Here is a 16231-nt window from a genome sequence, read left to right as displayed (position 1 = left end):
ATCGGAGGAGATCGCTGCGAACTGGCAGAATTGCGGGAGTGAAACCTGCTTTCGGTAACCGCCCCCACGATCCATCACCCTCACGGGCGGGCGGCTTCGGTGCAGGATTGGCTCGTTGGACGCGGCGATTGATCGCCGGCGCCGTGTTGATGGCAGTGGTCCTGGTCGGCGGTACCGCATTCCGGGTGTGGCAGGTGGCCCGCATCGACGACACGCGGCCGGCCGACGCCATAGTCGTCCTGGGCGCGGCTCAGTATTCCGGCACTCCGTCGTCGGTCTTCGAAGCCAGACTCGAACAGGCGTACAAGCTGTACAAGCGCGGAGTGGCTCCGCAGATCATCACCGTCGGCGGTAAACAAGAAGGTGACGAGTACACCGAAGCGGCGTCGGGAAAGATGTATCTGACCGATCGAGGGATTCCGTCGAGTGCGATCACCGCTGTGGAGACCGGTTCGGACACTCTGCTCAGCATCGATGCGGTGAGTGCCGAGATGTCCTCGCAGGGCATCAATTCCGCCGTCCTGGTCAGTGACCCGTGGCACTCGTTGCGCACCCGGACGATGGCCCGCGACACGGGACTTCAGGCGTGGACCGCACCGACTCGTCAGGGCCCGGCCGTGTTCACCCGCGAATCCCAGTTGCACGGAATCGCTCGCGAAACCGGCGCGCTGCTCTGGTATCAGCTCACACACTTCTCGGCAGACTTCCCCTACACGGCAGGGCAATAGAAACCATGACAGCTCACACCACTTACGGAGGCGGCACATACTCCGAACACGATCTCGAACGTCGTGTCGTCGAGGCGCCGAAGCGAGCGGGGTTGCCGGGTTCGCAGATCGCAGCGGCGCAGCATCGTTCGGACTTCTCGCGAGACCGAGCCAGGGTCCAGCACTCCGCGGCTTTGCGACGCTTGGCCGACAAGACCCAAGTTGTCGGTCCGCGCGACGGCGACACACCTCGCACGCGGCTGACACACTCGATGGAAGTTGCACAGATCGGGCGAGGGATCGCCGACGGGCTCGGTTGCGACCCGGACCTGGTGGACCTTGCGGGTCTCGCACACGACATCGGGCACCCGCCGTACGGGCACAACGGCGAGAAGGCTCTGGACGAAGTCGCCAAGGACTGCGGCGGTTTCGAAGGTAATGCGCAGAATCTGCGGATCCTGACCAGCCTCGAACCGAAGATCCTGCGCCCCGACGGTTTGAGCGCCGGCCTCAATCTCACCAGGGCATCACTCGACGCGGCCATCAAGTACCCGTGGACCCGGCCTGAGCCCGGGGCAAAGTTCGGGGCATACGACGACGATGCAGAGGTGCTCGTCTGGGTTCGCGAGGGTGCGCCCGAGCGTCGGCAATGCCTGGAAGCTCAGGTCATGGACTGGGCCGACGACATCGCCTACTCCGTGCACGACGTGGAGGACGGGGTGATCGCAGGCCGTATCGACCTTCGCTCGCTTGCTGATCCGTCCGAGCAGCGCGCACTGGCAGAACTGGGGGCCTCCGAGTTCCGCGGACTGGTAGTCGACGATCTGATCGAAGCCGCTCAACGGTTGTCCGAACTCCCCGTCGTGCGAGGAGTCGGAAGTTTCGACGGGACGCTGGGAAGCTCCGTCGCGTTGAAGAACCTCACAAGTGAATTGGTGGGACGCTTCGCCACGGCCGCGATTGCCAGCACACGGCAGATAAATGGCAACCGACCCCTCTCGCGCTATCAAGCCGACCTCGACATACCCGAGGCCGTCGCGTCCGAGGTGGCGTTGCTCAAGACCGTGGCGCTCTACTACGTGATGTCCGACGCCGGGCACAAGGCGCGTCAGGATCGGCAACGTGATCGTGTTCATCGCGTGGCGGAATGGTTGTTGGCCACGGCGCCCGCCGGGCTCGATCCGATCCTGCTGCCCGCGTGGGAGCGTGCCGCGGACGACGGCGCTCGGGTCCGTGTGGTGGTGGATCAGATCGCGTCGTACACGGAAAGTCGGCTGGAGCGGGTGGACAAGGCGAGCTTGGGCGCGCAGGCCAGCTGGGGCTGAGCCGCTTGCACTCTCAGCAGGTCATTCGCGTCGACGGGTCGGTAGTGGTGTCGAGCCACTTGCCGTAAGCGTCGCCGCCTGCTGCGCGGACGTCCTTGCAGATCTTCGACTCGCTGTTTCCGGATTCGCGATACACGGTATAGATCGCAGTCCCGGAATCCGAGACTTGACGCAGTGACGGGCAGGACTGGTCTGTGCGTAGGTATTTCGAGCCGGGGAACGCGTCAAGATAATTCTGAATCTCGCTGGCATACGTGGCCGGATCGGTGGCATTGGCCAACACTACGATTCCGGTCCCCTTGCACGAGGGGACGGTGATCGGCTTGCTCACCCCGAGATCGCCGTTCTTCGTGGACGGGGCGGACGCCCGCGTGGTCGTGGTTGCCTGCTGTCCGGCGGTGGGCAACGGCTCCAGGTTTGGCGTGCTGACCGGCTCCTGGATGGGTGCTGGTTCCGCCGTGGCGGTGGAAGCTGCTACAGCGGTTGGTGATTCGGGGCCCGAGCTTCCCAGTATCACCCAAGCCGCCGTGCCTCCTGCGGCCAGAACGAGTGCAACTCCAGCCGCCCCGATCGCGATCGGGGCTCGGTTTCGCTTGGTCTTTGTCGCGATGTGCGTGTAGTTCCCGTAAGCGGGATTCACCGTGGTGTAGGTGGGCGGCCCGACGACTGTGGATTGCAATCCGCCGGCCGCGCTGGTGGCACTGTCGGCCGAGAGGGCTTGCCGCGCTTCGAGTGCGAGCGCTCCGGTGGTGGGATAGCGGTGTGCGGGGTCCTTTGCCATGCCGCGAGCCACGACAGTGTCAAAACGTTGCGGGAGCGACGGAACCGTCAGCGTGGGGCGCGGCGGCGGAGCGTTCAGGTGCGAATTGACGAGATGTCCGATGCTTGTGGTGTTGAAAGGCGTCGTTCCGGTGAGGGACTGGTAGAGAACACAAGCAAGGGAGTACACATCCGCTGCGGCCGTCGGTGTTTCGATACCGAATCGCTCCGGCGCCATGTACGCATACGAACCGACCGCGCTTCCCTCGGTGGTGATTTTTGTGTCTGTCTGTGAATATGCGATTCCGAAGTCCACGAGGTATGCAAATCCGGTGTTCGTGAGAATGATGTTGTCTGGTTTGACGTCGCGATGGATGAGACCGCGCGCGTGCGCTGCGTCCAGCGCTGACGCTATCTGCGAGACGATGTCGACGGCTCGGGCCGGTGGCAGTCGGCCGAACTCGGCTAACTCGGCTCGCAATGTGTGGCCTTCGACCAATCGCATGTCGATGAAGAGAACTCCGTCGATCTCGCCCCAGTCGTGCACCGGGATCACGTGCGGTTCGTTCAGGGCGGCGGTGGCGCGAGATTCTCGGCGGAAGCGAGCTTGGAATGACGGGTCGGCCGCAAGTTCGCGATGGAGCAACTTGAGAGCGACCAGGCGATCCTTCGAGGTGTCGTACGCCTCGTACACTTCGCCCATTCCGCCCCGGCCGAGCAGACGACGCAGTTCGTACACACCGAATCGAGTTCCCGATCGCCCTTCGGGCGAGCTCGCGGCGTTTTCAGTCATCGTCGGTCCCATCGCTGCGGTGCAGAGTCGGCCATCAACATATCGTTGTCAGGAGGTGTCGGGGGACCGCCTAGACTGATGTACGTGGCGGGCCGAATTTCTGACAGAGACATCGCGGCCATTCGCGAACGCACTCGCATCGAGGACATCGTCGGTGAATACGTTTCACTCAAGCGTGCCGGTGGCGATTCGATCAAGGGTTTGTGCCCCTTCCACGACGAGAAGTCACCGTCGTTTCACGTACGGCCCAACCATGGCCTCTATCACTGCTTCGGCTGCGGTGAAGGTGGTGACGTCTACTCGTTCCTGCAGAAGATGGACCACATCAGCTTCGTCGAGGCCGTCGAGCAGTTGGCGGATCGACTCAGCTACACGATTTCGTACGAGGGCGGCGGACCGTCCGTTCAGCGCGATCGCGGCACCCGTGCACGCTTGATTGCGGCGAATGCGGCGGCTCAGGAGTTCTATGCAGCCCGATTGCGCGAACCCGATGCCCAGGCGGCTCGCGACTACCTCACCGAGAGAAATTTCGACGGGGCAGCAGCCCTGCAATTCGGCTGTGGATACGCGCCCGAAGGTTGGGATACTCTCACAAAACACTTGATGTCCAAGGGATTCGAGTTCAAGGAGCTTGAAGCAGCAGGGCTGTCCAAAGAAGGGCGGCGCGGTCCGATCGACCGGTTCCATCGCCGCCTGCTCTGGCCGATCCGCAGCGTTGCCGGTGACGTCATCGGCTTCGGCGCCCGCAAGCTCTTCGACGACGACACCATGCCGGGCAAGTACGTCAACACGCCGGAAACGATCCTCTACAAGAAGTCTCAGGTCCTGTTCGGCTTGGACCTCGCCAAGCGCGACATCGCCAAGGGACACCAGGCGGTAGTCGTCGAGGGGTACACCGACGTCATGGCGATGCACTTGGCCGGCGTCAAGACCGCCGTCGCTTCGTGCGGAACCGCCTTCGGCGAGGAGCACCTTGCGATGCTCCGCCGACTCCTGATGGACGACAGTTACTTTCGCGGTGAGATCATCTATACATTCGACGGTGATGCCGCAGGGCAAGCTGCCGCGATGAAGGCATTCGAGGGCGATCAGAAGATGGCCGGGCAGACCTTCGTGGCCGTCGCTCCTGACGGAATGGACCCGTGCGATCTTCGCCTCGAGTCCGGTGACGCCGCCGTGCGCGACCTCGTTGCGAGGCGTACGCCGATGTTCGAGTTCGTGGTGAAGTCGATACTCACCGAGCACGATCTCGAGACGGCTGAAGGGCGCGTCGAAGCACTGCGTCGTACCGTCCCCGTCGTTGCGCAGATCAAGGAATCAACTCTGCGCGACAGCTACGCGAATCTCCTCTGCGGATGGGTCGGTTGGGACGATCTTCCGTCCGTCCGACGACGCGTGCGTGACGAAGCTCGCAAACGGGCGTCGACGCGTGGATCTTCACCGGCGCCCAAGCGTCGTCAGGTTGTCGACTCACCCGCCGCCGATGCGCTTGCGCTGCCGATCGGAATCTCCAGGCCACGGCCCAACGACCCGGGGCTTTCGACTCAGCGAGCTGTCCTCAAGGCCGCGTTGCAGCACCCTGGCGTCGCCGGCACTGTCTTCGACTCGTTGCCACCCGAGACGTTCACCCACCCCGCCTACGTTGTGATCAGGCAGGCAATGGCTGACGCCGGCGGAACGAGCAAGGGGCTCGGCGGCGCCGAGTGGATCGAAGTCGTCACCAAGGGCGTCGAAGACATGACAGTGGCCTCGGTTGTATCGGAGCTGGCCGTCGAACCCATGCCCTGTGACGAAGACACGGTTCCGCGCTATATCAACGGAGTGCTCGCTCGTCTGCAGGAAGCGTGGGTGGGAGAACAGGTTGCCGACCTCAAATCCAAGCTTCAGCGCGTCTCACCTGCTGCGGCCCCGGAGGAGTACAACTCGCTGTTCGGTGACCTCGTGGCATTGGAGCAGTATCGCCGACAGCTGCGTGAGCAGGCTGTCGGCGACCAAAGCGTCTGACCTAGCGGTTCTTCTTCAACTGGTCGTGGGGGACCAGAATTGTGGTCTCCTCGTTGAGCGGCCTCATCGGCTCGAGCTTGGGCTGAGTACTCAGAGAGTCGGCCAGCTTCTGCCGTGACGCATCCAACACCTTCTTGGTGGCCGGACTAGTGGCCACCGCCTTTGCGGCCCGGCTGATCTGCTCGTATCGTGCGCGGCCTGCTTTGGTTCCCAGGACGTACCCAGCTGCAACACCGATCAACAAACGCATCATTCCTGCTTCCCTCCAGCACCGATCGTCCTGACTCCATCCTGCCTGATGACTCGCTGGGCAGGCGATTTGGTACTTCGGTGGAGGATTCGCTACAGTTTCTCAGGCAACGCCGGAACGGGCGAAGCGAGCAAGACAATCCCCTGTAGCTCAATTGGCAGAGCTTCCGACTGTTAATCGGACGGTTGCTGGTTCGAGTCCAGCCGGGGGAGCAGCAAAGCCCCTCACCTGAGAAATCGGGTGGGGGGCTTTCTTGTTTTGGTCTGACCTTGTTTTTGTCTGACCTAGCGCGCTCGCAGCAGACCCACCGATCGAAGTGCCGATTCGACGTCTGCCGCCTTGTTTGCTTGTTCGCCGCGAATTCCCAGCCGTCGACCGCTGAGGACGTTCACCGGGTTGTCGTCGACGAGGAAGGTCTGCTGTGGACGCGCATCGAGAAACTCCAGCGCAGCCAGGAAGGCCGCAGGGTCGGGTTTGGTAGCTCCGAGCATGCAGGAGAAAACATGCTCGTCGATTGCCACTGGAGTTACAACACTTTCGATGGCGGCCAACAGGACAGGTCCATTGTCGGAGAGTGTGGCGACCACGACCCCCTCGCTTCGAAGTGCGATTGCGAGATCGATGACTGCGCGGTCCGGGATGAAGGCCTTGGCCCAGGATCGGCGTAGGTCGTCGCGGTTACCAGGAAACCCGAACGCTCGAAAGCGTTCCAGAATCGCGTCTTCGGAGTGAAGGCCGAGATCGCATTCTTGGTCGAACCCGGACTCGAACACGAGGGCATGGATTTCTCCTTCAGTGACGCCGATGGCCGTTGCCAGTTCTTCGGCGCGAAGATCAGGTTCGAACCGACACAGCACACCGCCCAGGTCGAACAAAACGAGTTCAGGTCGTGCGCTGTCATTCGCCATATCAGCAGAGGATAGGCGCCACCAGCACCCGTGAACGCGACTCGAAGAGGTTGGCGAAAAATACGCCGAAAGCCCGACGCAAGACTCTGCGTCGGGCTTTCGGTGGAACTGTCGAACTGTTCGGCCGGTGCGCTTACTTCGCTGCGCGATCCGACGGCTCGAACAGTCGGATGATGTGGCTGGGGTTGATGTAGTAGACACCGTTCGGAGAATTGAGAACGAGAGTGTCTTCGGTGAAATCGGTGACGGTGCCGTTCAGCTTGGCGCCGTCGGACATGATGATCCGGATCGTAGCCTTCGAGTTCTTGAATTCGGTCAGTGCAAGCTTCATGTGGTGATCCTGTTCCGTGGGGTGTGCACTCCCACGGTATCGGCTCAGTGCACCTGTGCCGACCAACCGCGGAAGACTCGACTCGAAAGAGTGCAACGCGTCACCGCCTGCCCGATTGTGATCCGCGTCGGATGTGCCGGTAACATTCGGATTCGCCGCGATGCCACGCATCACGGATGGGGCGGTAGCTCAGTCGGTTAGAGCCGTGGACTCATAATCCATTGGTCGCGGGTTCGAGCCCCGCCCGCCCCACCAAATCAATGCAGCTCAGACGCCCTTTCGGAGCAATCCGGGAGGGCGTCTTTTTGCGTCTGCCCACATTTTGCCCACATTTGAAGTCAGGCACGCTTCCGATTGCCACTGGATGCCTTGCTTTGCGCAAGCACCGCCGCATCGATTTTCGACGCCACATCGTCCAGATGATCGTCAAATAAGTGGCCGTACAAGTCCAAGGTCATGATGGCTGTCTTGTGACCGAGCATGGTTTGCGGCCTTTGAGGTTCGCGCCGGCAGCGATCGCGATGGAGGCTGCGGAGTGGCGAAGATCGTGGGGGTGATGGCCGGCACCTGGGATGCTTGGACGGTGGTATCGAACCAGTCACGGCGGGCATTCTTGTTGCGCATGACGCCTTCACCGCTCGCGGGACACAGGAGGTCGCTTGAGGATCTTCCAGCGATTGCAGCATCTATTTCATCGGCTACGAAACGGGGCACTGACACGGATCGGGCCTGGTGATTCTTCACGGGCCCCCACGTTAGTTTCCCGTCGACGACTGTGCGAGCCAGTGGGTTCCGTCGTCAAGTACAAAGCTCAGGACGTCGCCCCTGCATGTCGTGGGGGGCGTCTGTTGTCACTAATGAGGGGACCCGGCCTGGCCATTTTGAGCCGGGTCCCCGTCGAACGCCACCCGCGTTGAGCACACAACACGCATGACCAACCACATGTCGGATTCAACCCCTCGATTGAAATCGACACTTCGAACGTATTCGGCAAGCATCAGGCAAACATGCTGAACGGTCGGAAATCCGCCCTTCGGACGAAGGTGGCCCCCAACCTCGGGGGGAGATCGGCGGCCACAACTCAATCCTATAGCGATACTGGTTCGCCCTCGGCAATCCGATTGGTTGGTGAAGCAGTCATAGCGTCCTTCGCGTGTTGGGGCCGATCGCGCATCATGGGCGACTAGCTAGGCGTGTCGCGTCTACCAAAGACGGCTGCTGCCAACTAACTTCCAAAGGGCAGTGAGCCGAGCGATCCCGTGCCTCCATTGTCCACATACGGGTTAACGATGACCGTAAACGTAGCGGCCCCAACCGTCTGCACTCCCGTCGACTGGTTGCGCACCTGGCACGAGACAATGGAGCCGCGTTCCCCAAAGAATGATCCAGACGCGGGGTTGCAGTTGCTAACGGTCAATCCGGCAATGCCAGCCGGCATCGTCCACGACACATTTGCACCGGCTATCTGCGCCCCACTGCTAGGGCGGTCAGCTGGAACTACGATGTTGTTCGGGGTGATTTCGGAGCCGTAAAAGTACGCTTTGGTGATTCGAGCGTCAGCGAAATTGGCTCCCGAAATCTTTGTGCTTGTGAGGACAGCATTCTCGAGATTCGCGAAGCTCAGATTTGCGTCACGTAAGTTCACTTTGTCAAGGTTGGTGCCGCTGAGGTCGGCATCGGTCAGTGCCACGCCTGCCATAGACGAGCGGTCCAGCTTTGACCCTCTGATGGTAGCTCGCGTGAGGTCGGCTCCGTCGAAATCTGCATCGTTGATGGTGGCGTACGTCATCGACGCTGAGATCAGTTTCGTATTCTTGAATACCGCGCCATTGAGGTTTGCACTATCAAGCCCTGATTTAGACATGTCGGTGTCGGCGAAATCTGCGCCACTAAGGTTCGCGCCGAATGCATGCAGCCCCCGTCCAACTCCGAAATTTGCACCCGAGAACTTGGCGTCTGGCACGTTCGCGTACATCAAGTTGACTTGCGACAAGTCAGCGCCTGTGAAGTCTGCACCCGGGCAGTTCGTGTATCGCGTTTTCGTTGGAGAGTCCACGATGGTGCACCCGTTGATGACGCTATCCGCAGTTGCCGTGCCACTTCCAACAGTCATAGCTGTGCCGATTGCGACTGCAAGCGCACCAACTGCGCTTGTGATCTTCGAGTTCACTGTTTTGCCCTTTGCTTGCTGAGTTGATTGCTCAATCAAACCAGACGAACTGGACGGTTGGTAGTTTTTCCAGCATGAAGTGGAACTGTATTTCGCAGTTCGCATTGGCGGGCTGTTGTATCTAGCGGGCTTGTGTCGCCGTTTCGTTGGTCGTGCGCGGGTGGACCTAAGCGTGTCGGGTCCGCCATGACATCGCTGCGGTTCCGGCAGCCGCAACGCCGGCGACTGCCCAGTACTGCCACGGCTGGTGGGTGACTGCGAGGGTGGCCGCGATCAGCGCGAAGATCGTCAGGCTGGTCTTGTCTTGGTTCGTCATCGTTCGGTCCGTCCGTGTGTGGGAAATTGCAGGGGCCTGCGCTACACATTCGGAGGCGTAGGCATTTCTCGTCTAGCAATCACCTACAGCCGAGCAAGGAGCTCCGCCTTTTTAGCGTTGAACTCAGCGTCACTGAGGATCCCGAGCTCTCGCATCTCCGCAAGTTTGCGTATTTGATCCAGCACGTCAGCTGACGTGGAATCGGTAGTGAAGGCCTCAGCGCTCCGGCTCGCGCTGGCGCCGGCATGCTGTGCTTTCACGTCCTTGAATGCACGAATGAAGACATCGGAGCGACCGTGTGCGACCTGTTTTATCTCCGCAGTTCTTCCGGAAATGGAGATGTTGATGGTCTCGCCGCCAAGCTTTTTCGACTGTCCGAGCGATCCGATGGCCAGCAAATCGAATTCCTCGAGATTTGATCCCATCAACCTTTTGTCGAAGAAGAACAGTCTGGATGATGTGAGGACAAGCATCCCCTGGTTGCCGTTGTAGACACCTTGTGCAAGTTCGATCACTCGCTCGTCAATGTGAACGACCTGCGTTAGTGCGCCTGATTCGCGGGCGCCGAAAAATCGCCCCATCTTTCCTAGCCGTTCCAATGCATCTCGAACGCCGAGGTCGTCGACATCGACCTTCGCCGCTCCCAGGATGTCGGCAATCACGTCGAAGTGTTTATCGCCGAGCATGTCAACTGACCAGTCAACGACTGTCGTGGATGGACTTTCCTGTCGAATGCCGGCCGACACCTCGGCAGCCCATCTGTTTTGTCGGATTGATCTACGCGCAGATCCGACGATCGGGTTCTGCCGGTTCGTGACGTCCATGCCAAGCGATTGCATAGCGGCTGAGATTGCATTGAAGGAATGGTCGAAAGGCGCAAGAAGTCGGTTGGTGGCGGTCTGGATGATTCCCATGCGCGTATCAAACCAGACGGACTGGTCCTGGCGTATTACTGTTTGAGTTTGCGGAGCCCGACTGGTCTTCCCTTACCCTCCGGACCCCTACCACCCATCGAACAGGTGTGCGAATATCGGGATGCGCCGTCGACTGAACGATCTCCGCAACGCTGCCCGAACGGGCACCTGTTGGTGGCGAACACATGCCTCGTCGGGTGGGAAGTCTGCGGCCGCGGCACTGCACACAATGGCGGGCATCGGACGCATTATTGCCGGCGGTGTAGTGAGTCGATCCGGACGCCTGAATGTGTAGGCGAGGAGCCGCAGAAGTCTCGGTGGAGCTAGCTCAAGTTCATAACATCGCTGACTACAGTCCCGTCATCCATGACAATGCCTTTGCAGTCAAAGGTAGAGCGAATCAAGGCGCCAAACCCGTTCTGGGAATCCACCCATCCGCTGGCGATGTGACTGTAGTGATCGCCCTCGGGTGTCGTCACGAAGTCGAAGTCTCCGAACTCGGCAGACCCCGACGACTTGAGTCGGTTGGTCACCTTCTCGCGGCACTGGTCGGTCATCTGTTGAGTCTTGCAGCTCCTCTTTCGAGGGACCCTCCGCCTCGTTGTAGCAACCGACGAGGGTGAGGGTTACGGACATTGCGAGCGAGAAGACAAAAGCCATCCCGTCGTAGGCGTAATTTATCGTCTACGGAGTGACTACATCTATCGCTATCTGCTTCACCGTATACGACCTGCCTACCAGTGACGCTGAAGTGATTTCTCAGTTGTTCGAGGAGGTGCTGAAGGAGACGCAACTGGACCGCGACACGATCATCGTCAGGCGAGACAGCGAAGACGGGACCCGACGTGATGTGCGCGTGTTCTCCGAGGATTGGGTAGGTTTCAGCGGATTTTACAGGTGGCGCCCGCCCTTCGAGAAGTCGTTACAGCGTCGAGTGACCGAGGCGGTGCCGCATGCGAAGGTGTCCTTCGAATGGGACTACCGCGACGAAGACCTATAACCGCGGGCCTGACGCACTACTTCCTTATGTGCTGCGTCGCCGACCGGGTGAAACTAAACCCGGGCGCCCTTCGCCAGATTGCATGCCCGGCACAACAGCTGAACATTGCCTTCAGTGCTCGCGCCTCCTCTTGAGAACGGAATGATGTGATCGTATTCGAGGTAGGTACTCGCGCCGCATTCCACGCAAGCACCACGATCTCGCTGATAGACCGCAGACTTGACGTGTGCCGGTATGTGCCGCGACGGACGGTCCCCGTTGTCCGATAGAAGGATTCGGCGATCGATCCGCAGGGCGGCGTCCACCAGGATGGATGCGTATTCAGCATCAGGAACCGAGAAACGCCCGCTGAGTGTCCGGGCTGTCGACTCGATAAGAACGGTGGTGCGGTCCAGGTATGGCACCCGCTGCACCTTGCTCAGTGGGATTTCGCCGCCATGCTGCTGAGCGATGAACCGGATCTTGCGGTTGGTAATCGCTGGTTGTCCCTGGGACGGAGTGGGGCCAGCTTGGAGGTCGCGCCAGCGACCATGTAGCAGTATTCGTCAGTGGGCAGATGGAGTCCTGGGATTTGAACAGTTGGTAGGCGACCTTGGCGGATCTCGCCGAGCATCTGCTCTCTGAGTAGTTGAGATTCGATGTGGGTGACCGCGGCGGGTTCCGATTCAAAAGCGCGTGCTGCTTGTCGGAAGGTGGCGAGCTCGTCCTCGGTGACGATGCCGTCACTGAGCGCGTATGTGGCGTACCTGTAGCCAAGTGAGTGCGTCGGCACGAATCGTGTCAAGTGCATGTTTCCGAGGGATACGCGCCCCGTACAGCCATTCGTGCAATGTGATCCATTCAGGTGCGAGTGGACCCGAGTGTGCCAACAGGTTCCTCGCAGCTGCCGAGTACTGCGTGAGGGTCGAATTCACAAACGCCTTGCACTCAGGGCAATAGCTCTGGAGTAATCGGGTCTTGGTGCCGCATCGTGCGCAGCCATCGCCAGCCGATCGAAAAGCTCTAAGCCACTTGTCTGCCATGCGAGATGCATACCAGACAGTCCGAACTGTGGGCAGTTTGCCTGCGAACTTGGGAACCGGCTTTCGGGATTGATCAGCGCGTGACTAACTAGGAAGCCCGCGGCTGTAGAACCAACTGCATACGGCGGCGGGTGCCAGGAGTCACTACTGCCGGCAGTGTGGTGAGACGATCCGGACGCCTGATTGTCTGGGGGCTGATCCACAGACAGGCCGCTGGAACTAGGGAGGCCTAGGCGTAACCGGGTTGAACTAAGCTAGAGCTTCCACTCCCATCCGCCATCCATGAAGTGCGGAGTAAACATCAAGGCAGTCGCATCAGCTGGAATGTCCAGAACGACGAATCCTTCGTATTTGGATGCGGGCGCGAGCGTGTCCGGAAATGAACTATCAGACTCGTCGCAACCGTACGTCGCCGCCGAGGTCACTCTCGGCAATGTGGTTCCTGATGATTTCAGGGCCGAAAATGAGTTCGGGTTCCACATGCCAGAAAAGTAACTCATATCTGCCCCGAGTTTCGTTGTGACTGTCACCGGTAGGGCGATCAGCTTTCCGTTCTCAGGTTTGTATTGGCTGTCGCAATTTGATGGCGTTATGGGCGTTCCCACGATGAATTCGATCTCGCAGGGTTCCGATGCCGGTTCTGTGCATCCGATGCCGGAGTTGGCGTCGAATTGCTTTTCGATGAAGCCTCGGGCGTTTGTGGCGGGCTTTGTTGCGGGTGCCGGGGTGGTTGTTGTGGCTGAGGCAGTTTCAGTGACTGTCTGGACCGCGACTGGGTCGTTTGAGGAGCATCCGCCGGCGAGGAGTGCGAGGCTGATTGCCGCCGTGGCGGCGAATGTCTTGTTCATGTGTGTTTACTACCAGATGGCTCAGACATTGCGAACCGACCGGTCGGCGATAGTTTGGGATTTGTTCGAACATCATTCGAACACTTCGGGGGGTTTTGCCCACATTTTGCCCACAAATAGCGGCCAACTCGAAGATATGTTCGAACATTGTCGAATATCGAAAACGCGCTGATCTGCTCGTTTGACAGAAATGCCCAGCATATGACGGGGGTTGAGAACGAACTCATAATCCATTGGTCGCGGGTTCGAGCCCCGCCCGCCCCACGTTCAGGTGCCGTGAGCCCGCGGCTCAGCCCCAATGACTTTTGTCGAAGATCATGCTGCCGACGATCGCCCAGGCGACAAGTGCGCAGAGCCTCGTGCATCGAGGGGTAATTCGGCGCCCCATCTCGCCTCGCGCGGTACGACTCGCACAACCGATCGATGTAGTCGCGCAGGAACAACAGAGTTTCCGCACGGGCACTCATAGATCAACCCTTGTCGTTTCGCACGGGTCAGTTGACGCAACGGTTCCGTCGGTGCTGTCTATAATTGTTTTGCGCCAGCAGAACTCGATACTGTCCGGGATGGCACCACTTCCGACTTCGACGCTGCGGTTTCGGAGCCATTCGACCAATTCAGGGTCCGCTGTTCGGGCGTTGCGGTCGCCTGCCCTGCTGGGGCGGAACGCATAATCGAGTGATGCTCTCGCGGGTGAGTAGCGAATATCGCCGGCGAGATCTACCGGGTTGGGACTCATCGTGGTTCCGTCGGTGTAATGGAGAGTGATATCCAAGCCACTTCCACTGAACTCGCCGTCTGCATTGGGCACGCCGCCGAAGCTGGGCATGCGAATTGTCGGGTACGGCTCGGGGCGGACCCCGAACGAGTAGGCGCCTTGCGCGAGAAGTACGACCGCGAGTGCTGCGATCGCGATCAGTCGCCGATTGCTGCGCTTTGCTTCTGTTTCTGGAATGTCGGCGTTCTTCCTGGCACCTGGTGCCAGCTTCTTCGAATGAGAAGAATAGAGGGGATTGCCGAGCGGGGGAGACTGGGTCTTGTAGCGCGGCCGTGCAGATGTACCGCAAGTAGTTGAAGTGTCGACGAAATATAGCTGCGCGATTGCCGCTTGCCGGAGTGGTGAATTGGAAATGGACTTTGGTCCGTCGATTGGGGGACAGTGTGCCCTGAATGCTTTGCCGCGCCTTAACTTCCAGCGAGCTTGGCCTGATTCTGCTGTGAGAGCGGGATTTCGCTCCTTCATCGAAGTTCGATTCAAGCGGAACGACAGATGCTTGACACTCGCTCAGAGGCAACATGATTCGACCCCGTATGTTTACGGGGTGACCAAACCCAACAAGCGAACTGTCGCCGTCATCGGTGCCATGGTTTTCACCGTCGTAGCGGTGATCGTAGGATTTGCGTACGAGCAATCCCGAGACAGTCGGGCAACTGCCTCTGTATCGCAGCCCGACAGTTCGGCGCCGGCGCTGAATTCCCCTACCGACGACTTCGACACGGTCGCAATCTTGGGGGACTCTTACTCGATTCCGAACACGACGGGAGATCACTGGCCGGCACTGCTTGCCTTCGATCGTCGCTGGTATCTGGCAGATTTTGCGAGCGGTGGTACCGGCTACGTCCAAGGAAACGCGGAAAAAGGCAAGCTACCGTTCGGTGCGAAAATTGATCAGGTCGTTGCGGTGAATCCCGAGGTCGTCATCATCGCCGGCGGTCGGAACGATGTTTCGTACCCGCTCGAAGTGCGAGATGCGACTCGGGAGTTGTATGCGCAGCTACGAGATCGGCTTCCTGACGCCAAGGTTGTAGTCATCGGCCCCATCATGGACGACCGGCCTCCATCGGAAACTGCTGTCAACGTGAACGATCGAATCCGTTCCGCCGCTGAGCAGTACAAGCTACCTTTCATCGACGCGCTCACCGAGAACTGGTTGTCGGACCCGACGCTACTCAAGGAAGACGGCATGCATCCCACACCGGCTGGTCAGAGGCTCATGTTCGAGAAGATCAGCGAGCACCTTCACTCGCTCGGTCTCTAGCTCCGAAGGAAAGCGAAGAGGATCCCGCACAGACGGGATCCTCTTTTTCGTGAAAAGTGCTGTAGGACTTAGGTCATCAGTAATGAAGACTTTGGACGCAGCCTTCGCTGACCAGTTGTCTGACGCGGTGATGAAAAATTTCGGGTCCGAAAGCCATCGAACGGCTGTGTCGCCGCCCCTTATTCGCGTTGCGTCTTTAGTGCATCGCAGTTGACCGCAAGTGATGGACGCGCGGCGATACCTACGCCGGGAGTTCGTCGGCGGAAGGTCGTTCTTTTGCCTTGCCGGAGGCGCACACACCTAGGGCGAAGATGGCAGGGACGACGCAAATCGTGTGGGCCACCCCTGCTGTTCTGCGTCACCGAGATCAAACCGGGCAATCGGAACAAAGTAGTTGCTGACGAGTTACAGTTGATTTAGAAGTGTAACGATGAGAGCTGTAAACGAACAGCAACTTCGAGGTCGCGCTACCTGAAGTCGGTGGGCGCCGGGGATTGCTTTGCTGTCGATGGACACGACGTCGTTGGGCGGCGGAGACAAGGGCTCGGCGAATTGTGCCGGGTCGCACTTCTGATCAACCTGACAGGTCAACGTAACGGACGGCGTTGTTTGTAATTCCGTTGTACGAGGGACGAACCAGACGTCCAGCGTTGCTCAACCGCAGGACCCTGATTCTGCCTTCTCGAATGCCTCTTGGACGCGTTGGCGCCCCTCGGGGTCGATGCCCCTCCAATCGTTGTTCGGGCCAAGCATGTGATTGCGGACTCGGTTCAATGGTGGAGTGGAATCGTTCGGCGCGTATCCCAAGTCGTCGGCCAGTTCGAGTATCGACTGACAAATATCGT

General features: G+C 59.7%; 16 protein-coding genes and 2 tRNA genes. 7 read left to right on the top strand and 11 right to left on the bottom strand.

What is annotated here, in order from left to right; genetic code table 11:
- The first annotated feature begins 38 nt into the window (after nucleotides 1-38).
- Nucleotides 39-728 carry a YdcF family protein gene (locus ACSW29_RS27970; protein ID WP_007731109.1) on the top strand — a complete coding sequence of 230 codons (690 nt, stop codon included), beginning with the start codon at nucleotides 39-41 and terminating at the stop codon, nucleotides 726-728.
- 5 nt (nucleotides 729-733) lie between these two features.
- Complete coding sequence (locus ACSW29_RS27965; RefSeq protein ID WP_448278854.1) at nucleotides 734-2032, top strand: deoxyguanosinetriphosphate triphosphohydrolase; 1299 nt, start codon at nucleotides 734-736, stop codon at nucleotides 2030-2032.
- A gap of 13 nt (nucleotides 2033-2045) precedes the next feature.
- On the opposite strand, the gene ACSW29_RS27960 is transcribed toward ACSW29_RS27965, so the two are convergent.
- The gene (locus tag ACSW29_RS27960) at nucleotides 2046-3584 is read right to left on the bottom strand and encodes a serine/threonine-protein kinase (protein ID WP_448278853.1); all 1539 of its coding nucleotides are present in this window, start codon (nucleotides 3582-3584) and stop codon (nucleotides 2046-2048) included.
- An 84-nt stretch (nucleotides 3585-3668) separates the two neighbouring features.
- Between ACSW29_RS27960 and dnaG the strand changes: the two genes are divergently transcribed.
- Nucleotides 3669-5588, top strand: coding sequence for a DNA primase (gene dnaG, locus ACSW29_RS27955; RefSeq protein ID WP_448278852.1), 1920 nt, complete (start codon nucleotides 3669-3671; stop codon nucleotides 5586-5588).
- A gap of 1 nt (nucleotide 5589) precedes the next feature.
- Here the strand turns inward: dnaG and ACSW29_RS27950 are convergent, their stop codons facing one another.
- Nucleotides 5590-5841 (bottom strand): hypothetical protein, encoded by a 252-nt coding sequence (locus tag ACSW29_RS27950; protein WP_230813845.1) that lies wholly within the window; start codon nucleotides 5839-5841, stop codon nucleotides 5590-5592.
- A gap of 136 nt (nucleotides 5842-5977) precedes the next feature.
- On the opposite strand from ACSW29_RS27950, the gene ACSW29_RS27945 reads away from it, so the two are divergent.
- Nucleotides 5978-6050, top strand: a tRNA-Asn gene (locus ACSW29_RS27945).
- Between the two features lie 72 nt (nucleotides 6051-6122).
- Here the strand turns inward: ACSW29_RS27945 and ACSW29_RS27940 are convergent.
- A complete protein-coding gene (locus ACSW29_RS27940; protein ID WP_448278851.1) occupies nucleotides 6123-6746 on the bottom strand; it encodes an HAD-IA family hydrolase in 624 nt (207 codons plus the stop codon).
- Nucleotides 6747-6879: 133 nt separating this feature from the next.
- The gene (locus ACSW29_RS27935) at nucleotides 6880-7077 is read right to left on the bottom strand and encodes a hypothetical protein (protein WP_003941659.1); all 198 of its coding nucleotides are present in this window, start codon (nucleotides 7075-7077) and stop codon (nucleotides 6880-6882) included.
- Nucleotides 7078-7255: 178 nt separating this feature from the next.
- Here ACSW29_RS27935 and ACSW29_RS27930 point away from each other — a divergent pair.
- Nucleotides 7256-7332: transfer RNA gene (locus tag ACSW29_RS27930), tRNA-Ile, on the top strand.
- Between the two features lie 970 nt (nucleotides 7333-8302).
- Here the strand turns inward: ACSW29_RS27930 and ACSW29_RS27925 are convergent.
- The 4 genes from ACSW29_RS27925 to ACSW29_RS27910 all read right to left on the bottom strand — a co-directional run bounded on the left by ACSW29_RS27925 (nucleotide 8303) and on the right by ACSW29_RS27910 (nucleotide 11034).
- Nucleotides 8303-9352 carry a pentapeptide repeat-containing protein gene (locus ACSW29_RS27925; RefSeq protein WP_448278850.1) on the bottom strand — a complete coding sequence of 350 codons (1050 nt, stop codon included), beginning with the start codon at nucleotides 9350-9352 and terminating at the stop codon, nucleotides 8303-8305.
- Between the two features lie 61 nt (nucleotides 9353-9413).
- Complete coding sequence (locus tag ACSW29_RS27920) at nucleotides 9414-9563, bottom strand: hypothetical protein (protein WP_448278849.1); 150 nt, start codon at nucleotides 9561-9563, stop codon at nucleotides 9414-9416.
- A gap of 83 nt (nucleotides 9564-9646) precedes the next feature.
- A complete protein-coding gene (locus tag ACSW29_RS27915; protein ID WP_448278848.1) occupies nucleotides 9647-10477 on the bottom strand; it encodes a PH domain-containing protein in 831 nt (276 codons plus the stop codon).
- Nucleotides 10478-10800: 323 nt separating this feature from the next.
- Nucleotides 10801-11034: a hypothetical protein gene (locus ACSW29_RS27910; RefSeq protein ID WP_448278847.1), complete on the bottom strand. Its 234-nt coding sequence runs from the start codon at nucleotides 11032-11034 to the stop codon at nucleotides 10801-10803.
- A gap of 134 nt (nucleotides 11035-11168) precedes the next feature.
- Here ACSW29_RS27910 and ACSW29_RS27905 point away from each other — a divergent pair, with 134 nt between their 5' ends.
- Nucleotides 11169-11477 (top strand): hypothetical protein, encoded by a 309-nt coding sequence (locus tag ACSW29_RS27905; protein ID WP_448278846.1) that lies wholly within the window; start codon nucleotides 11169-11171, stop codon nucleotides 11475-11477.
- 53 nt (nucleotides 11478-11530) lie between these two features.
- On the opposite strand, the gene ACSW29_RS27900 is transcribed toward ACSW29_RS27905, so the two are convergent.
- The 3 genes from ACSW29_RS27900 to ACSW29_RS27890 all read right to left on the bottom strand — a co-directional run bounded on the left by ACSW29_RS27900 (nucleotide 11531) and on the right by ACSW29_RS27890 (nucleotide 14590).
- Nucleotides 11531-11662, bottom strand: coding sequence for an HNH endonuclease (locus tag ACSW29_RS27900; RefSeq protein WP_448278953.1), 132 nt, complete (start codon nucleotides 11660-11662; stop codon nucleotides 11531-11533).
- Nucleotides 11663-12753: 1091 nt separating this feature from the next.
- A complete protein-coding gene (locus tag ACSW29_RS27895; protein WP_448278845.1) occupies nucleotides 12754-13347 on the bottom strand; it encodes a hypothetical protein in 594 nt (197 codons plus the stop codon).
- A 463-nt stretch (nucleotides 13348-13810) separates the two neighbouring features.
- A complete protein-coding gene (locus ACSW29_RS27890) occupies nucleotides 13811-14590 on the bottom strand; it encodes a hypothetical protein (RefSeq protein ID WP_448278844.1) in 780 nt (259 codons plus the stop codon).
- Nucleotides 14591-14669: 79 nt separating this feature from the next.
- Between ACSW29_RS27890 and ACSW29_RS27885 the strand changes: the two genes are divergently transcribed.
- The gene (locus ACSW29_RS27885) at nucleotides 14670-15386 is read left to right on the top strand and encodes an SGNH/GDSL hydrolase family protein (RefSeq protein ID WP_230813839.1); all 717 of its coding nucleotides are present in this window, start codon (nucleotides 14670-14672) and stop codon (nucleotides 15384-15386) included.
- Nucleotides 15387-16231: the final 845 nt, after the last annotated feature.

This window comes from Rhodococcus sp. GB-02 (assembly GCF_053470465.1).
The sequence above is the reverse complement of the archived record's forward strand: the minus strand, read 5'-3'. Positions and strand labels throughout refer to the sequence as shown.